This window comes from Achromobacter sp. UBA4530, assembly GCF_002388205.1.
Taxonomy (GTDB): Bacteria; Pseudomonadota; Gammaproteobacteria; order Burkholderiales; family Burkholderiaceae_B; genus Achromobacter; species Achromobacter animicus.
Genome location: NZ_DGMA01000009.1, coordinates 204383 through 230186, shown reverse-complemented (window position 1 = coordinate 230186; position 25804 = coordinate 204383). Strand labels below are relative to the sequence as shown.

General features: G+C 65.3%; 27 protein-coding genes. 16 read left to right on the top strand and 11 right to left on the bottom strand.

Annotation, left to right across the window (positions count from 1 at the left end; translation table 11 throughout):
* Positions 1-91: 91 nt before the first annotated feature.
* Positions 92-727 (bottom strand): DMP19 family protein, encoded by a 636-nt coding sequence (locus B2W22_RS10480; protein ID WP_286937542.1) that lies wholly within the window; start codon positions 725-727, stop codon positions 92-94.
* A 180-nt stretch (positions 728-907) separates the two neighbouring features.
* Here B2W22_RS10480 and B2W22_RS10475 point away from each other — a divergent pair, with 180 nt between their 5' ends.
* Positions 908-1972, top strand: a complete 1065-nt coding sequence (locus B2W22_RS10475; RefSeq protein ID WP_175184468.1) for a M4 family metallopeptidase — start codon at positions 908-910, stop codon at positions 1970-1972.
* Positions 1969-2301 carry a protealysin inhibitor emfourin gene (locus B2W22_RS10470; RefSeq protein WP_175122759.1) on the top strand — a complete coding sequence of 111 codons (333 nt, stop codon included), beginning with the start codon at positions 1969-1971 and terminating at the stop codon, positions 2299-2301. Before B2W22_RS10475 ends, B2W22_RS10470 begins: the two co-directional genes overlap by 4 nt.
* Here the strand turns inward: B2W22_RS10470 and B2W22_RS10465 are convergent.
* Positions 2222-3559: an MFS transporter gene (locus B2W22_RS10465; protein ID WP_349679452.1), complete on the bottom strand. Its 1338-nt coding sequence runs from the start codon at positions 3557-3559 to the stop codon at positions 2222-2224. The genes B2W22_RS10470 and B2W22_RS10465 overlap by 80 nt on opposite strands.
* A 143-nt stretch (positions 3560-3702) precedes the next feature.
* Here B2W22_RS10465 and B2W22_RS10460 point away from each other — a divergent pair, with 143 nt between their 5' ends.
* Positions 3703-4509 (top strand): AraC family transcriptional regulator, encoded by an 807-nt coding sequence (locus B2W22_RS10460; RefSeq protein ID WP_175137669.1) that lies wholly within the window; start codon positions 3703-3705, stop codon positions 4507-4509.
* Positions 4510-4575: 66 nt separating this feature from the next.
* Here B2W22_RS10460 and tam read toward each other — a convergent pair whose 3' ends face one another.
* Together tam and B2W22_RS10450 are read right to left on the bottom strand one after the other, a co-directional pair.
* On the bottom strand, positions 4576-5349 hold the full coding sequence (gene tam / locus B2W22_RS10455; RefSeq protein ID WP_286937537.1) for a trans-aconitate 2-methyltransferase: 774 nt from the start codon (positions 5347-5349) through the stop codon (positions 4576-4578).
* Between the two features lie 234 nt (positions 5350-5583).
* On the bottom strand, positions 5584-6570 hold the full coding sequence (locus B2W22_RS10450) for a TerC family protein (RefSeq protein WP_175122755.1): 987 nt from the start codon (positions 6568-6570) through the stop codon (positions 5584-5586).
* 121 nt (positions 6571-6691) lie between these two features.
* Between B2W22_RS10450 and B2W22_RS10445 the strand changes: the two genes are divergently transcribed.
* The 3 genes from B2W22_RS10445 to B2W22_RS10435 all read left to right on the top strand — a co-directional run bounded on the left by B2W22_RS10445 (position 6692) and on the right by B2W22_RS10435 (position 8782).
* Complete coding sequence (locus B2W22_RS10445; RefSeq protein ID WP_175137668.1) at positions 6692-7585, top strand: LysR family transcriptional regulator; 894 nt, start codon at positions 6692-6694, stop codon at positions 7583-7585.
* Positions 7586-7671: 86 nt separating this feature from the next.
* Positions 7672-8070 carry a hypothetical protein gene (locus tag B2W22_RS10440; RefSeq protein WP_175122753.1) on the top strand — a complete coding sequence of 133 codons (399 nt, stop codon included), beginning with the start codon at positions 7672-7674 and terminating at the stop codon, positions 8068-8070.
* Between the two features lie 52 nt (positions 8071-8122).
* A complete protein-coding gene (locus B2W22_RS10435; protein ID WP_286937534.1) occupies positions 8123-8782 on the top strand; it encodes a hypothetical protein in 660 nt (219 codons plus the stop codon).
* Positions 8783-8855: 73 nt separating this feature from the next.
* Here B2W22_RS10435 and B2W22_RS10430 read toward each other — a convergent pair whose 3' ends face one another.
* On the bottom strand, positions 8856-9257 hold the full coding sequence (locus B2W22_RS10430; protein ID WP_175122751.1) for a hypothetical protein: 402 nt from the start codon (positions 9255-9257) through the stop codon (positions 8856-8858).
* Between the two features lie 208 nt (positions 9258-9465).
* On the opposite strand from B2W22_RS10430, the gene B2W22_RS10425 reads away from it, so the two are divergent.
* Positions 9466-10044 carry a YdcF family protein gene (locus B2W22_RS10425; protein ID WP_286937531.1) on the top strand — a complete coding sequence of 193 codons (579 nt, stop codon included), beginning with the start codon at positions 9466-9468 and terminating at the stop codon, positions 10042-10044.
* Positions 10045-10085: 41 nt separating this feature from the next.
* Positions 10086-11129: a histone deacetylase family protein gene (locus B2W22_RS10420; protein WP_286937529.1), complete on the top strand. Its 1044-nt coding sequence runs from the start codon at positions 10086-10088 to the stop codon at positions 11127-11129.
* A gap of 37 nt (positions 11130-11166) precedes the next feature.
* Here the strand turns inward: B2W22_RS10420 and B2W22_RS10415 are convergent, their stop codons facing one another.
* On the bottom strand, positions 11167-12501 hold the full coding sequence (locus B2W22_RS10415; protein ID WP_175122748.1) for an MFS transporter: 1335 nt from the start codon (positions 12499-12501) through the stop codon (positions 11167-11169).
* A gap of 221 nt (positions 12502-12722) precedes the next feature.
* Here B2W22_RS10415 and cyoA point away from each other — a divergent pair, with 221 nt between their 5' ends.
* The 5 genes from cyoA (at position 12723) to B2W22_RS10390 (ending at position 17680) form a co-directional block, all read left to right on the top strand.
* Entirely contained in the window at positions 12723-13766 is a 1044-nt protein-coding gene (cyoA, locus tag B2W22_RS10410) for a ubiquinol oxidase subunit II (protein WP_105241679.1), read from the top strand.
* Positions 13767-13829: 63 nt separating this feature from the next.
* The gene (cyoB, locus tag B2W22_RS10405; RefSeq protein ID WP_105240365.1) at positions 13830-15833 is read left to right on the top strand and encodes a cytochrome o ubiquinol oxidase subunit I; all 2004 of its coding nucleotides are present in this window, start codon (positions 13830-13832) and stop codon (positions 15831-15833) included.
* Positions 15826-16470 carry a cytochrome o ubiquinol oxidase subunit III gene (cyoC, locus tag B2W22_RS10400; RefSeq protein ID WP_105240366.1) on the top strand — a complete coding sequence of 215 codons (645 nt, stop codon included), beginning with the start codon at positions 15826-15828 and terminating at the stop codon, positions 16468-16470. The genes cyoB and cyoC overlap by 8 nt, the downstream gene beginning before the upstream one ends.
* A gap of 8 nt (positions 16471-16478) precedes the next feature.
* A complete protein-coding gene (gene cyoD, locus B2W22_RS10395) occupies positions 16479-16901 on the top strand; it encodes a cytochrome o ubiquinol oxidase subunit IV (RefSeq protein ID WP_370647789.1) in 423 nt (140 codons plus the stop codon).
* Positions 16901-17680 (top strand): SURF1 family protein, encoded by a 780-nt coding sequence (locus B2W22_RS10390; protein ID WP_286937526.1) that lies wholly within the window; start codon positions 16901-16903, stop codon positions 17678-17680. Before cyoD ends, B2W22_RS10390 begins: the two co-directional genes overlap by 1 nt.
* 85 nt (positions 17681-17765) lie before the next feature.
* Here B2W22_RS10390 and B2W22_RS10385 read toward each other — a convergent pair whose 3' ends face one another.
* The 3 genes from B2W22_RS10385 to B2W22_RS10375 form a co-directional block, all read right to left on the bottom strand.
* Positions 17766-19466 (bottom strand): nicotinate phosphoribosyltransferase, encoded by a 1701-nt coding sequence (locus B2W22_RS10385; protein WP_175122745.1) that lies wholly within the window; start codon positions 19464-19466, stop codon positions 17766-17768.
* A gap of 47 nt (positions 19467-19513) precedes the next feature.
* On the bottom strand, positions 19514-20359 hold the full coding sequence (prs, locus tag B2W22_RS10380) for a ribose-phosphate diphosphokinase (RefSeq protein ID WP_175122744.1): 846 nt from the start codon (positions 20357-20359) through the stop codon (positions 19514-19516).
* 103 nt (positions 20360-20462) lie between these two features.
* Positions 20463-21116, bottom strand: coding sequence for an NUDIX hydrolase (locus B2W22_RS10375; RefSeq protein ID WP_175122743.1), 654 nt, complete (start codon positions 21114-21116; stop codon positions 20463-20465).
* 252 nt (positions 21117-21368) lie between these two features.
* On the opposite strand from B2W22_RS10375, the gene B2W22_RS10370 reads away from it, so the two are divergent.
* The gene (locus B2W22_RS10370) at positions 21369-22475 is read left to right on the top strand and encodes a porin (RefSeq protein WP_175122742.1); all 1107 of its coding nucleotides are present in this window, start codon (positions 21369-21371) and stop codon (positions 22473-22475) included.
* 54 nt (positions 22476-22529) lie between these two features.
* On the opposite strand, the gene B2W22_RS10365 is transcribed toward B2W22_RS10370, so the two are convergent.
* A complete protein-coding gene (locus tag B2W22_RS10365; protein ID WP_175122741.1) occupies positions 22530-23213 on the bottom strand; it encodes an ankyrin repeat domain-containing protein in 684 nt (227 codons plus the stop codon).
* 190 nt (positions 23214-23403) lie between these two features.
* Between B2W22_RS10365 and B2W22_RS10360 the strand changes: the two genes are divergently transcribed.
* Entirely contained in the window at positions 23404-24756 is a 1353-nt protein-coding gene (locus B2W22_RS10360; RefSeq protein ID WP_175122740.1) for a ParB/Srx family N-terminal domain-containing protein, read from the top strand.
* A gap of 51 nt (positions 24757-24807) precedes the next feature.
* On the opposite strand, the gene B2W22_RS10355 is transcribed toward B2W22_RS10360, so the two are convergent.
* Positions 24808-25182: a hypothetical protein gene (locus B2W22_RS10355; RefSeq protein ID WP_175122739.1), complete on the bottom strand. Its 375-nt coding sequence runs from the start codon at positions 25180-25182 to the stop codon at positions 24808-24810.
* Positions 25183-25353: 171 nt separating this feature from the next.
* On the opposite strand from B2W22_RS10355, the gene gvpU reads away from it, so the two are divergent.
* Positions 25354-25800, top strand: coding sequence for a gas vesicle accessory protein GvpU (gene gvpU, locus B2W22_RS10350; RefSeq protein WP_175122738.1), 447 nt, complete (start codon positions 25354-25356; stop codon positions 25798-25800).
* Positions 25801-25804 lie beyond the last annotated feature (4 nt).

Genomic DNA, 25804 nt, shown 5'->3' with positions numbered 1-25804 from the left:
TATCCCGCAGCGGCCGACCCGCCGCAGGCGTGTATCGACGTAATGTGGCGATACGTTTCTGAACGTTTCTGCTGCAGTGATTCTGACGGTTTCAGGCTCCGTACCAGCGCAACCCCAGCCGCGCAATCGAGTCCGGGTAGTCCCAGAATGCGTGATCCAGCGACTCCATTTCTTCCTGCTCCTGCTCGGTCATCGCGCCGTAGATGTCGTTGAGCTGCACCACCTCGGGCGAGGCCTCGAAACGGTCGATCAGTCCGCGCATGCGCGACAGCACATCCAGCATGTGCACCGCGCCGATCTTGCGCAGCGCCTGCAACGCCAGTTGGCAGGTCTGGTCGCCCCAATTGCACAGAAACTGCATGAAGCCGCCATTGTTGATGTCGGCCTCCATGCGCCACAAGGCCACCAGTTCCTGGTCGGTTACCGACAGCCGGTCGAGCTTCCATTGCGCGGCTTGCAGCGTCGCCATGGCTTGCTCGTAGCGCAGATCCCACAGCAGATCGTGCACGTTCAGCATCCCTTCCGGCACAGGTGCGGCCAGCGCGGGCCACACGACGCCATGCCCATCGTCCACCAGTTGCCAATGCGTGCGCGCCTCGGGTGTCGCCTCGTGCAGGCGGATGTGCCGGCGGATCGGCTCCTTGACCTCGCGGCCGTCGGCAAGCGTCAACAGCACGTGCGTATCGGTGAGCGACAAGGAAACGATGCGGTAGTCAGGCGTGGTCATGCAAGGGTCCGGAAAAACGGGAAAGCGCAAGACGCTACCGGATCGGCGCAGCGCTGTCGAGGCGCGTGCGTTGTCGCTGCGCATCGCGCCGCATCCTGTTACGGCGCGCTGTTCACCCATCTGCTACGTTAACCAGGCATGCGCCGGGGTGTCCTCCGGCGCCTTTGCCGGAGACCGACCATGCCCCGCCCTTCCGAGTCCGCTCCATTGATCGGAGTGGTCCCGCCGTACATGCTGGACCGGCTTGCGCAGCATACCGATGCGCGCGTCAGCATGCCCGCCGTCAAGACGATGATCATCGATCAGCAGCAACGCAGCCTGCGCGAGATGGCCGAGCAGCCGCCGCGCGCAACGCTGGCGCCGGCACGCCAGGTGGCGCCGGCCGGCACGCCCGACCGCGCCGTGCATGACGCGGGCAACAGCACCACGCTGCCCGGCAAACTGGTGCGGGCCGAAGGCGCGCGGCCCAGCGGCGACGCCGCGGTCGACGAGGCCTACGCGCATCTGGGTTCGACCTACAAGCTGTTCTGGAACGTGTACAAGCGCCACTCCATCGACGCGCACGGCCTGCCGCTGATCGGCACGGTGCATTACGGCGAAGACTACGAAAACGCCTTCTGGAACGGCGCGCAGATGGTGTTCGGCGATGGCGACGGCGAAATCTTCAACCGCTTCACCATCGCCGTCGACATCATCGGCCACGAACTCACGCACGGCGTCATCGACACCGAGGCCGCCCTGCTCTATCAGGGCCAGTCGGGTGCACTGAACGAATCGCTGTGCGACGTGTTCGGCGCGCTGGTCAAACAGTATTCGCTGGGGCAAACCGCCCGCCAGGCGGATTGGCTGGTGGGCCAGGGCCTCTTCACGGAAAAGGTGCGGGCGCGCGCGCTGCGCTCCATGGCCGAGCCGGGCACCGCGTACGACGATCCGGTGCTGGGCAAGGACCCGCAGCCCGCGCACATGCGCGACTACGTCGATACGCCGCGCGACAACGGCGGCGTGCACATCAATTCGGGCATTCCGAACCGCGCGTTCTATCTGGCCGCCAGCGCGTTGAATGGCAATGCGTGGCAAGGCGCGGGCCAGGTCTGGTACGACACGCTGTGCGACAAGCGCCTGCGCCACGACGCCGGCTTCAAGGACTTTGCGGGCCTGACGATCCAGATCGCCGGCGAGAAGCACGATGCGGCCGTGCGCCGCGCCATCGACGACGCCTGGAAGGCCGTGGGAGTGCTGCCATGATCGAACTGCCCTCGCTGGATCTCGCCCAACTGGTGCGCTTGACGCGCGAGGGCGGTCTTGCCTACCTGCCCGGACTGGCGCAGCCGCGTCACATCGACATGACCGCCTGCCCGCCCGGCGTGCGGCAGGAAGTGTGCGAGGCGCTGCTGCATGCCGCGCCCAAGGCCGTGTCCTGCGGGCCGGATGCGCGCGGCGATCAGCGCTATTTTCACGTTGAAGTGGAGTTCGAAGGCGCGGACGCGCCGCGGATCACTTTTGACGTGCCCGAGGCGGATGCGCCGCCGACGCTGGTGCAGTTGTGGAAGCGCCAGGCCGGCCAATCTGGATAGCGCGCCCGGCGTACAGCCCGGCCAGCGCCATCAGCGCGCACAACGCCGCACACACGCCCAGCGCAACGGCCCAGCCGCCCAGCGCGTCGTGCACACTGCCCACCAGGGTGGGGCCCGTCGCGGCGAACAAGTACCCCACGCATTGCGCCATGCCAGACAGGGCCGCCGCCTGTTGCGCGTGGCTGGCGCGCAGCCCGACAAACGCCAGGCCCAGGATGATGCCCGCGCCGGTGCCCAATCCCAGAAACGCGATCCACACCACGCCCCATGTGGGCGCCGCGATCAGGCCCGTGAACGCCACGAACGACGCGCCCGCCGCGCAGAACGCCGCCGCACGCTGGTCCTTCAAACGGCGCAGCAACGGCGCCAGAAAGAGCGCGGGCGCTGCGGACGCCAGCTGCATGAAGCCGTGCAGCGAGCCTGCGCGCTCGGCCGAAAAGCCCGCGTCGTGCAGGATGGCGGGCAGCCAGCTCACCGCGACATAAAACACGAACGAATTGATGCCCAGGTACGCCGTGACCTGCCAGGCCAGCGGCGAGCGCCACAGACGCACGCCGTGCGGTGCGTGCGCGGTGGTCGCTGCGGGCGGCGTATGGTTGGCCAGTTGCGGCAGCCACAGCAAGAGGCTGAGCAGCGGCAGCGCCAGCATGCACAGCGTGGAAAACCGCCAGCCGCCCAGTTGAGGGTCGGCCAACGGCAATTCGGCCAGGGGAATCGCGACGGCCGAGGCCAGCCCGGCTGCAAGGCCCATCGTCAGCACGTAGGCCGACGTCAGGCCCGCCAGGCGCTGCGGGAAATCGCGCTTGAGCAGACTGGGCAGCAGCACGTTGCCCAGCGCGATGCCCGCGCCGATGATGGCCGTGCCCGCGTAGAGTCCCACGGCATCGCCCAGCACGCGGATCCCGATTCCGCCGGCGATGAGCAGCAGCGCCGCGAACAGCGTGCGTTCCAGTCCAAAGCGGCGCGCCAGCCCCGCGGCAAACAGCGACACCACGGCGAAGGCCAGCAGCGGCAGCGTGATGAGCATCCCCGCCGCCGCCGACGACAGATTCAACTCGGCGCGGATCAGGCCGATAAGCGGCGGCACGCCGGTGAACGGCGCGCGCAGGGCCATGGCGATGAACAGGATGCCCAAGATCAGCAGCGCGGGGCGGCTGGGTAGGGGGTGGCTGGATGAGGCGTGGCTGGACGTACGTTGGCCGGGTGCGGGGTGGCCGGGTGAGGGGTGGCTTGGCATCGGGTGGCGGGAGGCTTGCATGGAGTCAGCTTGGAAATTCTTCAGGCATGGAGGCCCTATTCGATCCCGCCAGCTTACGCATCGTCCGCTTTACCGAATTTCGAGATAATGACAAACTCTCTCGCAATCCGGCCAAAACGCGCCCTTCTGCCCGGCCGACGCCCATGCGCACGCCCGATACGCCCACCGCTCCGTTCGATCCCGACAGCCCCACGCAATGGGCCTTCGCCATGCCCGTGCATGCGGCCGAGCGGGACAACGAATCGCCCACGCATCAGCATCACATGGGCCAGCTTGTTCTGGCGCTGCGCGGCGGGGTCACGTGCTCGGTGGCGCAGGGCCTGTGGATGGTGCCGCCGCAGTGCGCGGTCTGGATTCCCGGCGGCCAACCCCACAGCAATCGTGTCACCGCCAATGGGCGCATGTGCTTCCTGTTCGTGCCGGCCGACACGCCGCGTTTGCCCACGGCCTGCTGCACGCTGTCGATCACCCCGCTGGTGCGCGAGCTGGTCGTGCACCTGGCCAACCTGACGCCCGCCGAGGCCGCGGCCGACGCCAACCGCAAGCTGGCCGACGTGCTGCTGGACCAGCTGTCGCACATGCCCACCGAGCAGCTGCACCTTCCCATCTCCGACCACCCGCGTCTGCGCGAAATCGCCGGCGCGCTGAACGCGGACCCCGCCGACCGCAGCACCGTCGCGCAGTGGGGCAAGCGCGTCGCCATGAGCGAACGCACGCTGGCGCGGCTGGTGCAGCAGGAGGTCGGCATGAGTTTCGGCCGCTGGCGCCAGCAACTGCACATCATCCTGGCCTTGCAGCGGCTGTCGGCGGGCGTGTCGGTGCAACGCACGGCGGACGACCTGGGGTACGAATCGGTCAGCGCCTTCATCACGATGTTCAAGAAGACGCTGGGCAAGACGCCCGCGCGTTACTTTGCGGACAAGACCGACGGGCAGACGGCCGTGCAATGATGCCCGTCCAAGGGCTTGGCCTCGCCCAAAGAACCGGCTATGGGTGTGGCCGCGGGATTGCCCGCCCTACGCCTGCTTCGCGCTCGCCACGATGAACAGCCGCGGAAACGGCAACAGCACGGTGCCGTCCGCCAGCGCGGGATAGGCCGCTTCGATCAGCGACTGATAGCGCGCCAGAAAGCTGGCCTGCTCATCGGCATTCAGCTTGTCCAGATACGGCCGCAGGGCCGTACCCTTGAACCATTCCACTACCGCCGCAGCGCCCGCCAGCGGATGGTGATACGTCGTGCGCCACACATCCAGCGCGCCGCAATGCGGCTTGAGCAATTCGTAGTACCAGGCCGCGCTGTGCCGCAGCGGATGCTTCACGCCGCCCGTCTTGGCGGCCCAGGGCGCCTCACCGGCCACCTGCCGGGCAAGACGGTGCGCGGGCTCTTCCAGGTTGTCCGGCGTCTGCACCGCCAGGCTGCCGCCGGGCGCCAGCTTGGCCACCAGCGCCGGATACAGCGTGGCGTGGTCGGGCACCCACTGCAGGGCGGCATTGGCCAGGATCACGTCGTACGCCTGCGGCGGATTCCAGCTGGCGATGTCGGCCAGCTCGAACGACAGTGCAGGCATGCGCTTGCGCGCGGCGTCAATCATGTCCTGCGAACTGTCCATGCCTGAAATCTCCGCGTCCGGATAGCGGCTGGACAGCACCTCGGTGGAATTGCCCGGCCCGCAACCCAGGTCCACGGCGTGCTTGACCACCAGGTTGGGCAGCGCCGCCACCAGATCCCGCACCGGACGCGTGCGTTCGTTTTCAAAAGCGGAATACTGCTTGGCGGACCAGGTGTTCATGATCGTTCCTTGTTTGGCGGCCGGATGGTGAGACCCGGTGGTGCGACCCGGTGGTGCGCGTCGGTGGTGCGCGTCGGAAATAGCGGTTTGTCAGCCGCCGACTCTACGCCTGGCTCTTTCCAATGACAAATCCACAAAACACCCGCCTGCCATATCCGGCGCATATGGCTTGCCACAAAAAAAACCGCCCGCCGAGCGTTGCCGGCGGGCGGGTTCGTGGGGCGGTAAGCCGGATTACTGAGGCTTCAGCTCATCCGTGCGGGTTTTCCACAGCGAGAACAGCACGCCGCCAAGGATCAGGCTGAAGGTCACGCCCAGCGAAATCGCGGGAGGCACCTTGCCGATGAAGCCGACCAGGAAGATCTTCGTGCCGATGAACACCAGGACCAGGGCCAACGCGTACTTCAGGTAATGGAAGCGGTGGATCATCGCCGCCAGGGCAAAGTACAACGCACGCAGGCCCAGGATCGCGAAGATGTTGCTGGTGTACACGATGAACGGGTCGGTCGTGATGGCGAAGATTGCGGGCACCGAGTCCACGGCAAACACCAGGTCGACGAACTCGATCAGCACCAGGGCCAGCAGCAGCGGCGTCGCATAACGCACCTTCTTGGACGTCGCCGGATCGGTTTCGGTCACCATGAACGCGTTGCCGCGCAGGCCGTCCGTGACACGCATGTGACGCTTCAGGAACTTCAGGATCGGGTTGGTCGCGATGTCAGGCGTCTGGTCCGCGATCATCCACATCTTGATGCCCGTGAACACCAGGAACGCGCCGAACAGATACAGCAGCCAGCCGAAGTTGCTGACCAGCGCGGCGCCCAGGCCGATCATCGTGGCGCGCAGCACGATCACGCCCAGGATGCCCCAGAACAGCACACGGTGCTGGTACTGGCGCGGGATCGCAAAGAAGCTGAAGATCAGCGCGATCACGAACACGTTGTCCATGGACAGCGATTTCTCGATCATGAAGCCCGTGTAATAGGCCATGCCGCTTTCGGCGCCCATGTTCCACCAGACCCAGCCACCGAACAGCACGGCAGCGGTGATGTAGCCGGCGGAAAGCAGCAAGCTTTCACGCACGCCGATCTCGCGGTCTTCCTTGTGCAGCACGCCCAGGTCAAAGGCCAGCAGGCTGACCACGATGCTGATGAAGAGCAGCCAGCTCCAGGTTGGCGTGCCGAGAAAATCGGCATTGAAGAAGGTGATCAAAGTGTCCATGATTGCCCCGCTAGATTCGAAGGTGCCCATGATCCGGATCCGCCGGGGATGGAGAAATCAGCCTGAAAGTGAGTTAAGGTTCGAAAAAACCGAAGTGATCCGACTGACCGAGCCAACACCCATGCTGAACTACCGCCACCTGTACTACTTCTGGATGGTCGCCAAGGAGGGCGGGTTTTCCCGCGCCGCCGAGCGCCTGGACATGGCCATCCAGACCATCAGCGCGCAGGTCCGCGAACTGGAAAAGAACCTGGGCCATCAGCTGCTCAAGCCGGCCGGCCGCGGCGTGACGCTGACCGACGCCGGCGAAGCCGCCTTTACCCGCGCCGAAGAAATCTTCCAGATCGGGCAGGTGTTGCCGCAGGAAGTGCGTGCCGCCGCCACCAAGCCCGTCGTGCGCCTGTCCGTGGGCCTGTCGGATGGCATTTCCAAGCTGGCGGCACACGCCTTGCTGGGGCCCGTGCTGCACACGCCCGATCTGCATCTGACCTGTCATGAAGGTGAAGTCGAGGAACTGTTGGGCGAGCTGGCGCGGCATCACCTGGACCTCGTGCTGGCCGGCCAAGGCGCCCCCGCCAATCCCAACCTGCGGCTGACCAGCGACCGCCTCGTGTCGTCTCCGGTGGACTGGTACGGCCCGGCCAAGCTGGTGCGCAAGCCGGACACGCTGGATTTTCCGGGCTGTCTGGAGCGCCTGCCCGTGCTGCTGCCCACGGGCCATTCGGTGCTGCGCCAGACGCTGGATCGCTGGTTTGCCGAACAGGGCGTCTACCCGAACGTCGTGGGCGAGTTCGAGGACAGCGCCCTCATGTCCGTGTTCGCGGCGCGGGGCCTGGGCGTCTTTCCGCTCAGCCGGCTGGGCGGGGACGACGTTGCGCTGCTGCGCGGCCTGCGGCCGTTGGCGCGCTGCGACGACGTGCACGAGGAAATCCACGCCATCCGCAACCGCCGCGGCCAGCATCACCCCCTCGTCCGGCAGATCCTCGAGCAGGCGAAAACTTCGGTTTTATCTTAATGTTTGTCACATCCACTCTGGTTTTTCAGAAATAGAATCCCCGGTATCGTGGCCGTTCTTTTTGAGTCATCGGAGTACCTGAACAAATGAAGAAAATCATCTGGCTCGTTTTTGCCGTTCTCGCGGCGCTCTGGACCGGGCTGGTGGCGCTGACCCTGCAACTGACCGACTGGGTGCTGGCCACCATCGCCACGGCGCAGGTGCCCGGCACGGCCATCGACACCTCGCAGTGGGTGGCGCCGGCCTGGGCGGCGCCGTGGGTTGACCCGGCATGGCTGGCATCGCTGCAAGGGGGCCTGGTCTGGGCCGCGCAAGGCCTGAACCAGGTCCTGCCTTTTGCCGGCAGCCTGGGTACGCTGATCACCGTGCTGGGCTGGATCTGCTGGGGCTTCATCATGGCGGGACTGCTGGTGCTTGCGCTGATCCTGCACTGGCTGGCCGGCAAGCGCGAGCAGCAGACGGCCCCTGGCCGTCAAGTGGTGTAAAAAGGGGCAGGCAACGCGCCGCCCGGCACGCTGCCCTCAACCGGAGCGTGCCGTGCCCTCTCGATCTACCCGCCGTCTGATCCTGCCGTTTGCGGCGCTGCTGGCCAGCGCCGCCGCGACGTCCGGGCAGGCGGCGCCTTCGCAAACCGCACCAACGCAGGCCGCATCAACGCAGGCCGCCTCCCCCCACGGCATCGACGTGTGCACGGTGACGGGGACGTCGGGGCAATACAGCGTGCGGGTGCGCAACACCACGGACAAGACGCTTTCGCACGCGGACGTCGTGGGCGTGTATCTGAACGCCGCCGGCCAGGGCGGCAACACCGTCACCGTCAACCTGCAGGACGTACCGCCCGGCAAGTACAAGACCGCCGTCCTGGCGCGCCACGGCGAATCGGCGGCGCTGGTCAGCATCGCCACCTACCAGACCGTCAACGGCGTCGACACGCCGCAACAGGAGCTCTACGCGGGCAAAGTCGCCCACGTGGCGCCCGGCTCGGCGTTGCAGTACACGCTGGCGCCGCTGGCTTTGCGCGGCTGGACCGTGGCCTATGGCACGGCGCAGAGTCCCAAGCTGGAACCCGGCAGCGCCGTGCTCCTCATCTACCCCGCCCGCACCGGAAAGAAGCGTGACGTCACGCGGCCCGATGCCGGGCGCGCGCCTGCGGACGTGGTGCCGCTGCTTTCCTGCGCCACGCCTCGCAAACATTGATCGCGTTCATTTGCTGACGCCGGACCGCGTTGCTACGGCGAGATTGCCGTCCCACGACCCCTACGCTTTCCTATCACGTGCCGCTCAGCAGATCCCGCTCGTTCAGCAGCGCATAGACGATCTCGGGCCGGCTGTCGAAACCGCGACGGATCGCGGCAGGCAGCGACGCCCGCGTCTTGCGGCACAGACCCGGCAGTTCTTCAAGCTGGATCGAAATGCCGCGCGACGTCCGCACCTCGTTTTCGCTGGGCGTGATGTGGATGACGATGCCTAGCTGCGCGTGAATGCGCCCTTGCATCGCACGCAGGTCCTCGAGGCTGGTGATGTTTTCCAGCCGCGCCACCAGACGCTTCTCTTCCTCGCGCGTCAGCCGCAGGACCCGCATGTCCGTCGTTGGATTGGCCAGCAACTGCTCCCGGTCGCACACACAGGCGCCGGGAGGACATTCTTGGCGGATGGGAAACGGCAGGTTCATGGGGACGGTGCACCAGCCACAACGGCGCGGGACGATATCTTCCCGATTCTAACCAGGATGACCACCCGCCGACGCGCACTGCGCGTTTACCCGCAAGCGCGGGGCGGCCCTCCCCCTGGCCCGCTACCAGTCATCGTTCAGGGGTGAGATTGCCCCGAACGCCTTTTGCCGTAAGCTCCTGCCCTTGCCCTGAATCCTGGCTCCCCCCATGACCGTTTCGACCTACCGATTTGCGGCCCGTACCTTGATGGCGTTGGCGGCGCTCGTGCTGCTGGCCGCGGCGGCACTGGCCGCGACCGGATTGCTGACCAGCGCGCGCCACGCCGACGTGGCCGTCGTGCTGGGCAACAAAGTTGAACCCGGCGGCCAGCCTTCGCCGCGCCTGGCCGCGCGGCTGGACAGTGCGTTCGACTGCTACGCCGCATCAATCTGCCGCATCCTGTTCGTCAGCGGCGGCGTGGATCCGGCGGGCACGGACGAGGCCGCCGCCATGCGCGACTACCTGCTGGCGCGCGGCGTGCCCGCCGACCGCATCGTCGTGGACAGCGCCGGCGTCGACACCTGGGCCACGGCCCGCCACGCCAGCGCCTACATGCGCAAGCACGGCTACACAAGCGCGATGGCCGTGACGCAGTATTTCCATGTGCCGCGCACGATGCTCGCGCTCAAGCGCCAGGGCGTCGCGGACGTAAGCGGCGCGTACCCTGCATTTTTCGAATTACGCGACGTCTATTCCGTTTTGCGCGAGCTGCCCGCCGTGGCGCTGTATATTTTCCGGCCACTGTAGCGGCGCATCCGCCTGCCCTACCCCTTCCAGGACTTTCCATCGTGCTGATCTTCCACAACCCCGTTCACGACAAACACAGCGGCCGCCAGGAGATGTTCCGCGGCAAGCTGGTTCCCTGCCACGAAACGCCGGCAAGGCTGGAATACGTGCTGGACGCGCTACGCCAGCGCGGCATCGGTGAATTGCGCGTGCCGTCCGCGCCCGACATGGATCTGATCAAGCGCGTGCACACCCCCCGCTATGTGGACTTTCTGGCAAACGCCTGGAACGAATGGATTGCGCTGGATCCGGCCAACGCCAATCTCGACGTGCTGCCGTCGATCTGGCCCGTGCGCGGATTTCGGCACGACATCGAACCCACGAACTTCGCGGCGCGCGTCGGGCTGTTCTCGTTCGATAGCGGCTGTCCGCTGACGGCCGGCACATGGGAAGCGGCCACCGCGGGCGCCGCCTGCGCCATCGACGCCGCACGCGCCGTATCCCAAGGCCAGGGCCTGCGCGCGGCGATGGCGCTGACCCGGCCGCCAGGCCATCACGCCGGCGCGGACTTCTTTGGCGGCTACTGCTTTCTGAACAATGCGGCGCTGGCCGCGCAGGCCCTGCGCGACGCGCGTGCACAGCGCGTTGCCGTGCTGGACGTGGACTATCACCATGGCAACGGCACGCAGAGCATCTTCTACGACCGCGGGGACGTGCTGACCGTGTCGGTCCATGGTGATCCGATCACCGAGTACCCCTTCTATCTGGGATACGCCGACGAACGTGGCGAAGGCGCGGGCCAGGGCTGCAACCTGAACCTGCCGTTGCCCGCCGGCAGCGACTTTGCGGCATGGACGGCGGCATTGCAGCAGGGCCTGGATGCGGTGCGTGCGTTCAAGGCCGACGCGCTGGTCGTTGCACTTGGCGTGGACACGTACGAAGGCGATCCGATATCCAAGTTCAAATTGAAGAGCGCCGATTATCTGCAGGTCGGCCGCATGCTGGCCGACCTTGGCTTGCCGACGGTGTTCACGATGGAGGGCGGCTATGCGGTCGCCGACGTGGGCATCAACGTCGCAAACGTGCTGGAGGGGTTTGTGGGCTGAACGTCAGACACCGGGGCAGCAACCCACTGCCCCGTATTCAATCGCGCGTTTCAAGCACCTTGTTGATGCGCAGCGCAATCAACGTGCACGCCACGCCAGACAACAGGTACACGCTGACTGCCACCAGCCCGAATCGCGCCGACAGCCCCAGCGCCACCACCGGCGCGAACGCCGCGCCGACCAGCCACGCCATATCAGAGGTCAAGGCTGCACCGGTATAACGGAACCGCCGCGTGAAGTTGGCAGTGACCGTACCAGACGCCTGCCCGTAAGACAGACCCAGCAGCGCAAAGCCGATCAGGATGAACGCATCCTGCGCCTTCGGCCCGCCGCCCAGCAGCCACGGCGACACCACGGCAAACACACCGATCAGCATGGCAAGCAAACCCAGCGTGGTGCGCCGCCCGATGCGATCAGCCAGCCACCCGGAAGCGATCGTACCCAGGATGCCGATCACCGCGCCGATGATCTGAACGATCAGCACATCCGAAATCTGTTGCGTGCCGCTGACAGCGATCCACGACAGCGGAAAAACCGTGACGAGGTGAAACAGCGCATAGCTGGCCAGCGCGGCGAAGGCGCCGATGAAGAGGTTGTAGCCTTGCTGGCTGATGATCTCGCGGATGCCGATGGGCTCGAGTTCACCTTCTTCGAGCAGCTGCGTGTATTCCTCGGTCACCACGAGCCGGAGCCGCGCAAACAGCGCCACCACGTTGATGGCGAACGCCACGAAGAACGGATAGCGCCAGCCCCATTCAATGAAGTCCGCCTCCGTCAGCGTGATGTGCAGATAGAGAAACAGCGCACTGGCCACCAGAAATCCAACAGGCGCGCCCAGCTGACCCATCATCGAATACCAGCCGCGCCGGTTGGGCGGCGCGTTCAGCGCCAGTAGCGACGGCAGGCCGTCCCACGAGCCGCCAAACGCCAGCCCCTGCAGGCATCGGAACACGGCAAGCAAGGTGATGGCATGCACGCCGATCGATTCATAGCTGGGCAAAAACGCCATGCCGACGGTCGCGGTGCCCAGCACGAACAAGGCGACGGTCAGCTTGGTTGCGCGGCCCCATCGGCGCTGGATCGCCATCGACAGCGCGGTGCCAATGGGACGCATGATGAAGGCGAAGGAGAAGATGATGAAGGCTGACAGCGTGCCTTCCAGCTGGCCTTCGAAGGGAAAGAACACCTTCGGAAAAACCAGCACGCACGCGATGCCGAAGACGAAGAAATCGAAGTATTCAGAGGCGCGTCCAACGACCACCCCCACGGCGATTTCACCGGGCGCCACCTTGGCGTGGCTGGTGCCGCCGCTGATCGCCCCGGGTCCGGAACCGGGAGAGGGATGACCAGGATACTGCGTGGTGGTCGACATGGGTTCGCTCGCAAAAGAAGGTTCTGAATACGCCTTGTCTACGATCTTGCAACACACCAGCACCACGGTACGCGCATCATGCAGGAAGCCGCAAGCGTTTTGGCCCATGACTGCCCCGCACGCGTTCCCGTGCATACTTTTGCTCTTTTTACCCTAGATTTTTCGCGGCTTCCAGCGTAGTGTTTCGTTTACTTCGCACGGTTACGTTTCGGGGTATGACCATGTCGTCCTTCGCAAGGCTCCGCGGATTGATCCTGTTTGCCGCCCTGCCGCTGCTCGCCGGGTGCAATGCGGTCCTGCTGTCGCCATCGGGCGACGTGGCCGTGCAACAACGCAACTTGATCATCATCTCCACCGGCTTGATGCTCATCATCATCGTGCCGGTCATCATCCTCACGCTGCTGTTCGCATGGCGCTATCGCGCCAGCAACAAGGAAGCCGCCTACGACCCCGACTGGAACCACTCCACGATGCTGGAGCTTTTGATCTGGGCGGCGCCGCTGCTCATCATCATCGCGCTTGGCGCGCTCACGTGGGTCAGCACGCACCAGCTTGATCCCTACCGGCCGCTGGCACGACTGTCCGAAGGCCGTGAAGTGCCGCCCAACACCAAGCCGCTGGTCGTCGAAGTAGTCGCGCTGGACTGGAAGTGGCTGTTCCTCTATCCCGAGCAAGGCGTGGCCGCCGTCAACGAGATGGCCGCACCGGTGGACCGTCCCATCCAGTTCAAGATCACGTCGTCGTCGGTCATGAACTCATTCTTCGTGCCCGCGCTGGCCGGTCAGATCTACGCCATGCCCGGCATGCAGACCACGCTCCACGCCGTCATCAACCATCCTGGTGAATACGAAGGTCTGTCGGCCAACTACAGCGGCTCCGGCTTTTCCGGCATGCGCTTCCGCTTCCATGGGCTGGACCAGAAGGGTTTTGACGACTGGGTCGCGCAGGCCCAGAAATCGCAGGCCACGCTGGACCGCGCCGCTTACCTGAAGCTTGAACAACCCAGCGAGCGCAACCCGGTGCAGCTTTACGCCACCGTTGCGCCCGGCCTTTTCGACGCCATCGTGAACCGCTGCGTCGAACCGAACCGCATGTGCATGCGCGATGCGATGGCCATCGACGCGCAAGGCGGCGCCGGCATACCGGGCGCGCACAACCTCACCACTCTGGACCCGCAAGTGCGCGAGAAGCTGGGTCTTACGGAAACGCCGCCGCGCAAGTATGTCGGCGCCATGTGCACGGCCTCTGAAGGACTGGTGCTCTAGCGCGGCAGGTTTTTCGGCACGCGACGTGCTCCATGTAAACGCGGTTTTTTTGCTGGAATCGAGATGCCTGATCAACCTGACCTCACCAAGCTGATCTTCGGCCGGCTTACCTGGGACGCCATTCCTTTTCACGACCCCATCCTGCTAGGCACCTTCTTCGTGGTGGCGGCTGGCGGCATCGTGCTGCTGGGGTCCGTCACGTACTACAAGAAGTGGGGCTATCTGTGGCGCGAGTGGTTCACCAGCATCGACCACAAGAAGATCGGGATCATGTACGTGATCCTGGGCATCGTCATGCTGCTGCGCGGCTTTGCCGACGCCATCATGATGCGTTCGCAGCAAGCCGTGGCCTTCGGCGACTCCACCGGCTTTCTGCCCCCGCACCACTACGATCAGATCTTCACGGCGCACGGCGTCATCATGATCTTCTTCGTGGCCATGCCGCTGGTCACGGGGCTGATGAATTTCATCGTGCCGCTGCAGATCGGCGCGCGCGACGTGGCGTTTCCGTTCCTGAACAACTTCAGCTTCTGGATGACCGCGGGCGGCGTGATCCTGGTGATGATGTCGCTGTTCGTGGGGGAATTCGCCCGCACCGGCTGGCTGGCGTATCCACCCTTATCGGGCATCCTGCACAGTCCGGACGTGGGCGTCGATTACTACATATGGGCCTTGCAGATAGCGGGCGTGGGGACACTGCTATCGGGAGTGAACCTGCTGGTCACCATCGTGAAGATGCGCGCGCCCGGCATGAAGATGATGCGCATGCCCATCTTCACGTGGACCGCGCTGTGCACCAACGTCCTGATCGTGGCGGCCTTCCCGGTGCTGACGGCGGTGCTGGCGCTGCTGTCCATGGACCGCTACGTAGGCACCAACTTCTTCACGGCGGACTTCGGCGGCAACGCCATGATGTACGTGAACCTGATCTGGATCTGGGGCCACCCGGAGGTCTACATCCTGATCCTGCCGGCCTTCGGCATCTTTTCCGAAGTGGTGTCCACCTACTGCCGCAAGCGCCTGTTCGGTTATGCGTCCATGGTGTACGCCACGGTCGTGATTACCGTGCTGTCGTACCTGGTGTGGCTGCACCACTTCTTCACCATGGGGTCCGGGGCCAGCGTGAACTCGTTCTTCGGGATCACGACAATGATCATTTCGATCCCGACAGGCGCCAAGATCTTCAACTGGCTGTTCACGATGTATCGCGGGCGCATCCGCTTTGAAGTCCCGATGCTCTGGACGCTGGGGTTCATGGTCACGTTCGTGATCGGCGGCATGACAGGCGTGCTGCTGGCCGTGCCGCCCGCCGACTTCGCGCTGCACAACAGCCTGTTCCTGATCGCGCACTTTCACAACGTGATCATCGGCGGCGTGCTGTTCGGGCTGATGGCCGGCATCACGTACTGGTTCCCGAAGGCGTTCGGCTACAAGCTCGATCCGTTCTGGGGCAAGTGCTCGTTCTGGTTCTGGCTGGTGGGCTTCTACGTGGCCTTCATGCCGCTGTACGTGCTGGGCCTGATGGGCGTGACGCGCCGCGTGAACCACTTTGAAGACATGTCGCTGCAGATCTGGTTCCAGATCGCGGCCTTCGGCGCGCTGCTGATCGCATGCGGCATCGCCAGCTTCATCATCCAGCTCGTGGTCAGCTACCGCCGCCGCGACCAGTTGCGCGACACCACGGGCGACCCGTGGGATGGCCGCACGCTCGAATGGTCTACGTCGTCGCCGCCGCCCGTGTACAACTTTGCGTTCACGCCGCGCGTGCACGACCTGGACGCCTGGTGGCAGATGAAGCAGCACGGCTACCAGCGACCGCAACAGGGTTTCATTCCGATCCACATGCCGAAGAACACCTGGGCGGGCATCGTCCTGGCGGGGATCAGCGTGGTGCTGGGTTTTGCGCTGATCTGGCACATGTGGCCGCTGGTGGTGCTGTCGTTTGCGGCGCTGATCCTCGTGTCGATCATCCATACCTTCAACTACAAGCGCGACTACTACGTGCCGGCCGCTGAGGTCGTCGCCACGGAAGACGCCCGCACAAGGCTGCTAGCGCAACATGTCTGATACCCTCGCCCACCCCATGCCCGGCGGCGCCGCGCCGTCTTCCCAGGAACCCGTCTTTTACGTTCCTGGCGAACACCACCCCAAGAACGGCACGCTGCTTGGGTTCTGGGTCTACCTGATGAGCGACTGCCTCATCTTTGCGTGCCTGTTCGCGGTCTACGGCGTGCTGGGCCGAAGCTTCGCGGCCGGCCCATCCGGCGCGGACCTGTTCGACCTGCCGCTGGTGGCGGTGAACACGTCGCTGCTGCTGCTGTCGTCCATCACCTACGGGTTCGCGATGCTGGAGATGCGGCGCAACCGCATCGGCGCCACGCAGTTGTGGCTTGCCGTCACCGGCATCCTGGGCCTGGGCTTTCTGTCGCTGGAAATCTACGAGTTCTGGCACCTGATCCACCAGGGCGCGGGTCCCCAGCGCAGCGCCTTCCTGTCGGCGTTCTTCACGCTGGTCGGCACGCACGGGCTGCACGTCACGTTCGGCATCGTGTGGCTGGTGACGTTGATGCTGCAGGTGCGCATGCACGGCCTGATCCCTGAAAACCGCCGCCGCCTGATGTGCCTGTCGATGTTCTGGCACTTCCTGGACCTGATCTGGGTGGGCGTGTTCACGTTCGTGTATCTGATGGGAGTGCTGCCATGACGTCGCACATGGATAACCTGGCCGACACCGGCCACGGCGGCCACGGTGGCCATAGCGGCCACGATCATCACGATGGCCACCATGACGATGACGACGGCGCCGGCCACGGCACCTTCAAGAGCTACATGACCGGCTTCGTGCTGGCCGCCATCCTGACGGCGATTCCGTTCTGGCTGGTTATGGACCGCGTCATCGACAGCTCGCGGGTCACCGGCCTGGTGATCCTGGCCTTTGCCGTCGTGCAGATCGTGGTCCACATCATCTATTTCCTGCACCTGGACACCAAGTCCGAAAGCGGGTGGAACATGTTGGCGTTAATATTCACGCTCGTGCTGGTCGTCATCACGCTCAGCGGATCCATCTGGATCATGTACCACTTGAACTCCAACATGATGCCCATGTCCCCGCATGACATGCGCAAGATGCCCTGATGGCTGTAGTCAAAGACATTTCTTCACGCGACACCTCCCGTAATCCGCGCAGCAAGGCAACCCTGGTCATCCTGGGGTTGCTGGCTGTTGCCATCTTCGCCGGGCTTTGCGCCCTGGGAACCTGGCAGGTACACCGGCTGGCCTGGAAGCGCGCGCTGATCGCGCAGGTGGATCAGCGGGCCCACGCGCCCGCCACGCCCGCCCCCGGCAAGAACGAATGGGCGCAGTTGACGCAGGACAACGCCGAATACCGCCACGTCACCGCCTCCGGCACCTACCACTTCGACAAGCAGACGCTGGTGCAGGCCGCCACGGAACTGGGCAGCGGCTATTGGGTCATGACGCCGCTGCAGCTGGCGGACGGCGGCATCGTGCTGGTGAACCGGGGCTTCGTGCTGCCGGCATGGCGCAAGGACGCAGCCAACAGCGCCCAGCCGCCGGCGCCGGGCCAGGTCACGGGCCTGCTGCGCATGGGCGAACCGGCCAGCGGCTTTCTGCGCAACAACGATCCGGCCGCCAACCTCTGGTATTCGCGCGATCTGCCCGGCATCGCGGCGGCGCGCGGACTTGCCGACGTGGCGCCCTACTTCATCGACGCCGACGCCGCGTCCAGCCCCGGCAAGGATGCCGCCCGGGAGCCGGTTGGCGGACTTACGATGATCAACTTCCCCAACAACCATCTGACTTACGCCATCACCTGGTATGCGCTGGCGCTGATGGTGATCGTGGGCGTGGTGATCTTCGTGCGCGAGGAAAAACGCGCGCGCCGGCCGGGCTGATTCGCCGTCACGTATGAGAAACGGCGCCCGCAAGGGCGCCGTTGTCGTCTGATCTGCCGGCAAATACTGGCGAATGCCGGCGGGATCAGCAGGCCGGCCAGCGGATGCTGCCCGCTTCGGGGCAGGTCCACGATCCCTGCAGCCGCGTCCGGATCTCGGCCAGGCTTTGTTCGACCAGCAGTTCGCCGTCGCGGAACACAGGCACCAGCGCGCCACCCGCCGCCTGCTCGGGGGTCTGCTGGTCGTGCAGCACATAGCCGTCCGGCGTCTTGTCCACACGCAGCAAACCCTTGGCGGACTTCTTCACGCCGGAATCGGTGACCGGGTCCTTCACCAGTTCCTGCGGTTCGCCATTAACCTCGGCATACGTGGCCTTCAGCGCCCAGCCGAAGGTGTCGCGAGTCAGGTACTGATAGGTGTACGACCCGATGCCCAGCACGACGTTGCCCGACGCAAAGCCCTTGCGTTCCAGGCGCACCAGGATGTCGCGCGCCCGGGTCAGCGTGATGGAGTCGCCGTAGATCAGGCCCACGTGCGGATCCAGCAGCTTGTAGCCGCGATCGGTCTGAACGCCGCCGAACGTGTCCCACAGGCATTGCACGGCGCCCTTCACCTCCGGCGCGCGCAGCGTCTGCTGCGCGCTCGCGTCTTCGCCCAGGAGCCAGTACGTGCCCGTGGCCGCATCCCGCACGGCCTCAAAGCCGGCGGCCTGCGCCGCTTGCAGGGCGGCGCGGTCCTGCACGTCCGGCACGTCGGTGCAGAAATAGCCGGTCAGGATCTTCACGGGGTCGCCGGAGTCCGGACGGAACACCACCTTCGCGTTGCCCAGCGCATCCGGCTGGCGGCTCATGATCTCGGACTTGAGCGCCGCGGCGAAGTCCGTCACCACCTGCCAGAAGTCCCAGGTGTCAGACACCACCGACACGATGCCGGCCGGATACACCTGCTTGACCAGGCGGCGGATGGTCTCGATCTCGCCTTCCTTGCTGCCCAGGCACATCACGGAGTGCTCCGTCGCCGGCACCGAGCCGCCGATCAGTTCGCGGTCCGAATCCGCGTTGTAGAGGTCTTCCAGGTAGTCGATGGCCGGGATCGTGTCCGTGCCGGTAAAGGACAGCAGGTGACCCGCGCCGCACTTGCGCGCGTCGTACAGGCCGGCCATGCCGCGCATCGAGAAGTCGTGGCCCTGCCAGTCCACGAACGCCATCGGGCTGCCGGTCAATTGCGCAAAGTACGTCAGCAGCTTGCGGTATTCGAAGGCGATGGTGGCAACCGTGGACGGCTTCCAGGACTCGCAGCTGAACAGGGTTTCGATGTAGGTCACCAGCCAGGCGAATTCCGGCTGGGTGTTGATGAAGGTGACCGGCGGCACGCGGATGTCGACGCGCGCGCCTTCCGGCACCGAGCGGATCTCCAGCGGCAGATAACCCAGGTCGTGCAGCGCCTGCAGGTGATCGACCGTGACCGCGCCCTTGCCCAGCGCGTTGTCCACACGGCGCTGGTACTGGCGCACGGCGGTGCTGGCGGGCTTGCCGAAGAACTCGCGGTTGAACAGGCCGATCAGGATTTCCTTGATGAATCCTTGCAGGCCGAACCAGACGATCTTCTCGTCGAACAATTCGGGCAGCACCGGCGCCAGGCGGGCCGAGCGCGGCGTGAAGTTGGCCAGGATCTTGTTCGTTCCCTTGGGGTACTGGAACGGGTGGCCGGTCTTGTAGAAGTCCGCCTGCAGGAAGGGATTCAGGCCATTCTTGAGCTGGGGGGCCAGGGTGTCGGGGGCATTCATGGCAGGTTCCTTCTTGGTTGATCTGTGTTCTTGGTTGATCTGCATGCTTAGTTGACCAGCACCGCACCGGCGGCGGTCGCGGCGCCCTCTTCCGTGCGGGTCCAGTCGTAGGCGGTGAAAATCCCGGCGTATCGCGCCTTCAGTTCGCTCAAGCCCTTGCTGAAGATGCCGTGCGTCACATACAGATAGAGCGGCTGGCGGGTCTTGTCGGCCAGGGCGGCGGCCAGTTCCAGAAACGTGCGTCCGCCGTCGCAGATGTCGTCGACCACCAGCACCGGCTGGGCGGGGATATCGTCGGGCACGCGGGTTTCCGTGATGCGGCCGGTCTGCGGGTCGCGGACCTTTTCCGCGTAGCGCACGTCCGCCACGCCCAGCGTTTTGGCCAGCGACTGCACCCGTTTGCGGGCGCCGGCGTCCGGGGCCATCAGTGTGACGCCCTGGGCAAAGGCCGGGGCGGCCAGCGCTTTCTTCAGGAAGGCGGCGGCGTCGATCACCCGCACCCGCTGCAACAGCGCTGGCGTGACGTCGCTATGCGGTTCCACGATGGTGACCGTGGCGTACTGCTGGTCATTGATGAGCTTGCAGAACACGGCGGCGCCCAGCGCCTCGCCGGGATTGCAGACGCGGTCCTGGCGCGCATACGGCACGTAGGGCATGTCCAGGTGCACGGGCGCGGCCGGGTTCAGGCGGCGCAGCGCGTCAGTCAGCAGCAGCAACTGCATGACGTCGTCGGCCGACTTCAGCAAGGCGTGGATGCGGAATTCGCGGGCGGCGTCGGCATGTTCACGCAAGCCGGCGGGAATGGTGACCTGCATTTCGCCGCCGGGAAACCGGAACGCGGCTGGCGTATCGGTCTTGCGCTGTCCTTCGATTACCGCAGTGATGGTGAACATGATGGCCCCTTAGTGGCATTTCAAAACTAAGCGAGGCCAGTATATGCCTACTTATTGTTGTTTTGCAACTATCTTTGCGTTGCAAAAGGCTCGTCCCGTCGAATCAGCCGACGCTACGGTCGAAAAAGGTGAAATCCTTCAACCGGTAAAGACGCGCCGGACGCTGCGCGCCCCCGACAACTTCGTCGGTTGCCTCCAGCGCCCCCCACGCTTCCATCTTCCTGCGGAAGTTCGACTTCTCGAGCCGGGTCTGCAGGATCGCCTCGTAGGTGTGCTGCAGTTGGGTCAGCGTGAAGCGCTCGGGCAGCAGAAAAAACGGCAGCGTGGAGTACGTGGATTTGCTGCGAAGGCGGTCCACGGCGGCAGTGATGATGTCCGCATGGTCGAACGCCAGCGGCGGCAAGGCGTCCACACTGACAAAACGGAATTCCGCGCGGGTGGCGGCTTCCAGTTCGGCGGCGGGCACCAGCGCCACATAGGCGACCGACATCGACCATCCCCGGGGATCCCGATCCCGACCGGAAAACACCTGCAATTGCTCCAGGTAGCGCGGCTCGAAGCCGGTCTTGTCGCGCAATACACGCCGGATGCTGTCTTCGGTGGACGTGTCTTCGTTGGCGTGCACCACGCCACCCGGCAGCGCCATGGCGCTCTGAAGCGGCTCGCGGTCGCGCTGATGCAACGCGACTTCCAGGCCGGATTCGCGCAGGGTAAGAAGGACAGCGTCGACGGTGACGAGCGGTTGGGGAAAGTTCAAGGAGCGGGTTCCGTGATTGAGGTTTTGGGCAAGATGCCACTATGACGCCGCAAGGTCAATTCGCTCGGCTTCGTCCCAGAAAAAGCACCCGAACGTCCCACTAGAAAGTGTTCGAATTTTGGCAAGAATTGACGGTGGATAACGACAATTAACGCATTGTTCTACACTATGCGCCGAGGAACACCGTCGGGTCGATGCTTGGCGTCGTGTTCCTTTTGCTTTTTCTTCAACTGCAACTCAGGAGTTTTCCGGATGAAAAAGACGCTGCTCGCCGCGGCAATGCTGGCCTCTTTCGCAGGCGTTGCCCAGGCAGAACCGTCAGTCACCCTCTACGGTGTCATCGACACCGGCCTCGGCTACAACAAGATCAAGGGCGATGGCTACAGTGGTTCCAAAGTCGGCATGATCAACGGCATCCAGGCCGGCTCCCGCTGGGGCCTGCGCGGATCCGAAGATCTGGGCGACGGCCTGCGCGCCGTCTTCAAGCTGGAAAGCGGCTTTGATTCGGCCAACGGCCAGCGCGGCCAATCCGGCCGCCTGTTCGGCCGCCAAGCCACCATCGGTCTGGCCAACGACGCCTGGGGCTCGCTGGAATTCGGCCGTCAGGCCACGGTCGGTTCGAACTACCTGGCCGACATCGACCCCTTCTACACCAGCTACACCCAATCCAACCTGGGCCTGGGTTTCAGCGCGGCCAACACCATGCGCTGGGACAACATGGTCATGTACCGCACCCCGTCGGTGAACGGCTTTGAATTCGCCGTGGGCTACTCGTTCAGCGTGGACGACACCACCTCGGACCAGACCGGCTTCCAGACCGCCGACAACACGCGCGGCATCACCACCGGCCTGCGCTATGTGCAGGGTCCCCTGAACGTGACGCTGACGTACGACCAGCTGAACGGCGCCAACCGCAGCACCGTCGACAACGGCGCCACGCCGCGCCAATACGCCGTCGGCGCTTCGTACGACCTGGAAGTGGTCAAGCTGGCTGCCGCTTACGGCCGCACCACCGACGGCTGGTTCGTCGGCCAGGACCTGCCGTCGGGCACGCCGTTCAGCGATGAGTTCGGCACCAACCGCTTCGTGGACGGCTTCAAGGCCAATTCCTACATGCTGGGCGCGACGTTCCCGGTGGGCGCCTCGGGCAGCCTGTTCACCTCGTGGCAGCACGTGGCTCCGTCCAACGACAAGCTGACGGGCGGCGATGCCAACATGAACGTGTACAGCGTGGGCTACACCTACGACCTGTCCAAGCGCACCAACCTGTACGCCTACGGTTCGTACGGCACGGACTACGCGTTCATCGACGGTCTGAAGAGCACCGCCGCCGGCGTGGGCATCCGCCACCAGTTCTAAGCGTGTGCCGGGCCGGCCGCCCCGCGGCGCCGGCCCATCTTGCCGCCCGGGTCGCTACCGCGCCCGGGCGCGCTCCAGCATCTGCACGATTTCCGTCTGGCCGCGCTGACGCGCGTGCTGCAATGGCGTGAGCCCGTCCCTGTCGGGCAGATTCACGTCCGCTCCCCCCTCTATCAGCAGCGCCACGATAGCCTGATGGCGCGGTCCGCCGTCGCTCAGGATGATGGCCTCGAGCAGCCCCGTCCAGCCCAGCCGGTTGACGTGGTTGGGATCCACGCCCGCCTGCAGCAGCCGCTTCACGACCTCGACGTGACCGCGCTCGCACGCCGGAATCAGGGCCGTGCCGCCATAGCGGTTGGTGCTTTTCAGGTCGGCGCCATGCGACAGCGTCAGCTCCAATATCTCTCGATAGCCCTGCGCGCCCGCCAGCAGGTATGCGCTGTCCTGCATGCCGTTCTGGGCGTTCACGTTTGCGCCGGCGTCGATCAGCGCCGCCGCGGCCTGCGCGTGGTTGCCTTGCGTGGCGCGCAGCAGCGGCGTATTGCCCTGCCCGTCCCGCGCCTCGAGCGGCGCGCCCTCTGCCAGCAATTGGCGCACGCGCGCCGCATCGCCCTTGCCGGATGCCTCCAGCAGTTGGGCGCCGCGCGCGCTATCGGCGCGGTCTTCCGCGGCGGCGCCAAAGCCGATCGCGCTCAGCGTCAGTACGACGCAGACGCGCCAGAATGTGATGTAAGCCATTGCCGGCAGCCTCCTTGGTATGTGTCTGCTTGACGCCCGGTCCGGTGCCGGACGCGCTGCCATTATCTCCTTGCCCCCGGCCGTGCGCGCGGCCTATGCTCGGTCAGTTTCTCGGTGACGTGCAATGCGCAGGAAACACGCGTCCGGCATGATCGGCCTCCCTTACTGATCGCAGCCCCCAAGAACTGCCATGCCCTCCCGTACCGAATCCGCGCTTTCTCCCCTTTTCCGTCCGTCGCGCCTGATGCGCGCCCTGGCCGTGGCTTTGTTGCCGCTGGCCCTGGCTGCCTGCAATGGCGGCGGCGATGATGACGATGACGACGTCCAGCCGCCCGTCGCTGAAACCCCGGCGCCGCAGCCCACCCCGCAGCCGCAACCGGAACCGGAACCCGAACCCCAAACGCCTCCGCGCAACACGGCCTATCTGCAGAAGAAGGCGGGCGACGTCATCCAGGTCCGCATCGAGGAACTGCATCCGACCCAGGCCGCGATCGGCTACGACCAGATCTATTACAAGCTCGGCCGCTGGCAAGGCGACTTCGACCGCGCCACCTGGGCGGCCGACCCAGTTCTGCAACTGGATTACCTGAACCGCACCGTCGGCAAGAAGTTCGACGACTATTGCGAGGACGTGGGCGGCGCCGAGCGCGCGCAGAAGTTCCAGAGCATCGCCGAGGCGCGCGCCGCGCGCCTGGACCAGCCCGAAACGTTCACCTGCCTGGACGCGCCGGGCACGAATACGGCCAACCTGAAGACGGTGATCGTGGGTTGGGACGGCAACCTGTACCTGACCGACGGCCACCACACGTTCTCGTCCCTGCGCGAGATATCTGATGGCGGCCCGAAGCTCCCCGTGTGGGTGAAGGTCGACGCCAACTACAGCGACCTCCCGACCGCGGCGGCCTTCTGGCAGCGTCTGGTCGACGAGCGCCGGGCATGGTTGCGTGACGGCCAGAACCAGCCGATCACCGTCGACCAGCTGCCCACGCGCGTCGGCCTCGCCAATGCGCAGGAGCCCGGCGGTATGCAGGAAGACCGCTACCGCTCCCTGGTGTATTTCACGCGCGACATCGCCTACAGCAACGGCAACCTGCCTGAATTCGCGGAATTCCTGTGGGGCGACTGGCTGCGCCGCCAGGCCGCGGCCGGGCAGCTGCAGGGCCTGGACCAATACAAGATGCAGGCGCCGGCAACGCCCGCGGAAATCCTGGCGGTCAGTACGCTGAACAAGGACATCCTGCCCACCGGGGCCAATGACAGCTACGCCGCCGCCGTGCGCGATGCGTCGGTGAAGATCAGCGCATTGGCTGACACGGCTATCGTGTTCGAAGACCGCGACGCCGCCAGCCTGGGCCGCATCGTCCTGGAAGCCAATGCCGCCAGCGGCTCGGCCACCAAGACGGCGCGCGACACGCTGGAAGAATTGCCGCGCAACGACGTCAAGACGTCCGACGGCACGCCGCGCGGCGCGGGCAAGCTGTGGTTCGCGGTGAACTACCGCACCTGCGGCAAGCCTGCGGCCGGCACCTGCTGGGGCTGGTAAGGTGAAAAAGGCCCGCACAAGCGGGCCTTTTCACATCGGGCGGTCAACGCGTCAGAGCACTTCCTGCGTGTTCTCGGCCTTCGCCAATTGCTGCATCGCCAGGGCGACCTTCTTGGCGACTTCCAGGCGTTCGGCGGCCGACATGGCGTCGTATTCTTCCTTGGAAATGCCCAGGCTCGCCAGCGCCGCGTAGAACATCTTGTCCTCGATCGACATCCCGGCGTAGTCCAGGAATTCCTTTTCGGCCTGCGACGCCGCGGCCTGCGAGGCGCCGGACACGCCTTGGCCCATGGCAGAACGATTGCGCTCGGTGGCATCGGCAAACGCCGCGCGGAAGCTTTCGCCGGCGTTGGCGTTGGCATTTTTGGCGGCCGGCGCGGACTGGCCGGCGGCGGCATTGATACCCAGGAAATTCACGCTGCTCATGGATGCTCCGGAGGGATTGGCGGTCAGGGTGCCAACATACTCCCCGACCGCGCTGCCGGAAAACCGGGTCAGCCGCCCGAACCGCCCGTTTCTCTACGGATTGCGGTCCGACCATTTTTAGCGCCCTTCGAGTATCTTGTGCCTCTCGCAAATCTTCCAGAGACCCTTCTCATGAGCATTGACACCCCTTCGAGCCAGCCCGCTGCCGCCACGCCCGCCGCAGACGCCTTCCTGCAGTTCCTGGTCAACCTCGTCAACAACGGCAGCCAGATCGAAAGCATTGGCGTGACGTTGCAGATGGGCGGCATGCTGGTCTCCGGCTCGATCGTCTCGGGCGCCGAGTACTTCGACACCTTCGCGGCCAGCTTCTCGGGCTCGCTGGAATCGCTGGACCCCGACACGCGCCAGACCGTGCACGCCTCGCTGGCCGAACTGGGCGACGTGTTCCGCCTGCCCCAGCCCGTCGATCCGCTGCCCAACTACATTCACCTGGCGGACGCCCTGTTCTTCACCGCCGACGGCACGCCCATCGCCGGCCAGCCGACGCTGTGGCGCGGCCGCACGAGCGCCGTCGACGGGTTCATCCTGGGCCGTTTGCAGTCCGACGCCTCGGCCTGATCCG